2 protein-coding genes are annotated in these 2,263 nt (G+C 37.8%); both read left to right on the top strand.

Annotation, left to right across the window (positions count from 1 at the left end):
* On the top strand, nt 1-1,299 hold a 1,299-nt coding region (locus A194_RS0115890; RefSeq protein ID WP_017187772.1), incomplete at its 5' end, for a sensor histidine kinase.
* Between the two features lie 101 nt (nt 1,300-1,400).
* The gene (locus tag A194_RS0115885; protein ID WP_017187771.1) at nt 1,401-2,243 is read left to right on the top strand and encodes a PepSY domain-containing protein; all 843 of its coding nucleotides are present in this window, start codon (nt 1,401-1,403) and stop codon (nt 2,241-2,243) included.
* Nucleotides 2,244-2,263 lie beyond the last annotated feature (20 nt).

Genomic DNA, 2,263 nt, shown 5'->3' with positions numbered 1-2,263 from the left:
GGGTTATTTATATTATTGTTAATTGCATTTGCATGTGCCATTTATTATTTGTTTGCAGATCACACTTATGAACGTGAGTTAGATCGACTTGAAGTGGAAGCTTCAAATATGGTCACCAATTTAACAGATGTCGATGCTAACATTCCAGTGGACGATTTGCTTCGAGCATATGTGCCTTCTAACGGGTCGATTCGCGTACTTGATTCGGATTACAATATGATGACGTCAGTTACTTCAGGAGAAGAAATGACGTTATTTGATGTGTCGATGCCAGAGCAGCGTGGGCGGTTCGTTCAACTTTTACAAAATGATCAAACGTTAGCGATCGTCCAAGAACCGATGATTTGGCAAGATGGACAAGTTGTTTACGTGCAAGTGATCGAAAATTTATCGCACATTGATGAAACGTTAGCCAATTTACAGCTCGTCTTAATGTTTGTCGTATTAATTGGTGTGGTGCCGGTTGTTGTTTCGGGGAAACTTTTGGCTGATTTAATCTTAGGTCCTATTCAATCACTGATTCAAACGATGAATGAAATTAAAGAAAGTCAAACGTTTAAACAAATTCCACTTAAGCGTCAATCAAAAGACGAATTATACACAATGACAGAAACGTTTAACGATATGATCGCGTTACTCCAAGAGCATTATGAAAAACAAGAACAGTTCGTCTCAAATGCTTCTCATGAGCTTCGAACACCGATAACTGTTATTGAGTCTTACGCAAATTTAGTTAAACGGCGAGGACTAGAACGACCAGAAGTTGTTGAAGAGGCGATTGAAGCCATTGCATCTGAGTCTACACGTATGAAAGATTTAACAGAACAGTTGCTGTTACTAGCTAAGCGTGACCAAGATTGGCAAATTCGTTCGGATGAGGTTAGTTTAAAAGATCTATTACAAACTATTAGCGAACATTTGTCACAAGGCTATCATCGTGAAATTAAAGTTGATGCTAACAAGTCGTTTAAAGTTGAAACTGATGAACAAAAATTAACACAACTGTTATACATTTTATTAGATAATGCGTTGAAGTATAGTGAAGAACCTGTCGAACTCATTTTGTCTGGTGAACAGAATCCTGTAATTACGATACAAGATTATGGTGTTGGCATCCCAGAAGCTCATCAATCAAGAGTGTTTGAACGATTTTATCGTGTGGATGAAGCGCGTAACCGGAAAACAGGCGGGAGTGGCTTAGGTCTAACACTTGCGAAAGAAATTACCGATGCTTTGGATCTTGACTTACGATTAAGGAGTGTAGAAGGTCAAGGTACGACAATTAAGTTGTATTTTTAAGCATGTTTTAATTAAATTTTAATCTTTGTACGGTATAGTGATCGTAACAGTTATTCGGCGTATAGTTTTATAGGTATTTTTAAACTTTAAGGATGGTTAACATGAAACGAAGACAGGTCGCTTGGTTAGTAGGTGGGGTTGTAGTAACAATTTTTATATTCGTCATAGCACAACAGTTTGTTTTTTCTCCAGCTTCAGCTGAACAACTGTCGCGTGAAGAGGCAGAACAGCATGTAAGTGAGCGGTTTTCCGGTGAGATTAAAGGAATACGTGAAACGGCGTCTCACTATGAGTTTGAAGTTGAATTAAAAACAGGGGTTTATCGTGTCTCTGTTGAGAAGCAACGAGGTCATATTGAACAGTTATCTCGTGAAGAAGCTTACGAATATGAAGATGAAGTTGAGTCAGAACCAGAAACAGAAGTAGACGAAAATCAATCTGAAGAAGTCAATGAGGATGAAGATATTACAGAGGAAGTAGAAGAGCCTACTGAAGAAGATGAGCCAACGATCTTATCTTATGATGAAGTGACATCAATTGCATTAGATGAGCAAGAAGGTAACATTACCGAACTTAACTTAATTGATGAAGATGAGCCTTATTATCAGTTAATTATTGAAGATGAAGAATTGGTTTATGAAATGATGATTGATGCGTATCAAGGGACTGTGATTTCTTTACAATCTGAAGCTAAAACACCAGACACAGTCGTCTCAGAAGAAGAAGCGGTAGAAATTGTCTTAAGTGAAATTGAAGGTGACGTAACCTACGTCGAGCTTCGTGAAGTTGAAGGTAGTTTGTATTACTTTATGACAGTTGTTCTTAATGAAGAAGAGCAAGCAATTGCGCAAGTTAATGCCTTTTCAGGTGAGATTCATTCGGTTGCTTGGGAAGAACGTGAAGAGGAAAATGATGAGGAGGAAAATGAAGAAGAGGAAGAATGATTTATTCTTCCTCTTCTTCT

Origin of the sequence: Alkalibacillus haloalkaliphilus C5, assembly GCF_000269905.1 — a bacterium.
In the GTDB taxonomy this organism is placed as follows: Bacteria; Bacillota; Bacilli; order Bacillales; family Alkalibacillaceae; genus Alkalibacillus; species Alkalibacillus haloalkaliphilus_A.
The sequence above is the reverse complement of the archived record's forward strand: the minus strand, read 5'-3'. Positions and strand labels throughout refer to the sequence as shown.

What these genes read in the sequence shown, in the direction of transcription:
- A194_RS0115885 (WP_017187771.1), top strand. Translation starts at nt 1,401, where the DNA reads ATGAAACGAAGACAGGTCGCTTGGTTAGTAGGTGGGGTTGTAGTAACA.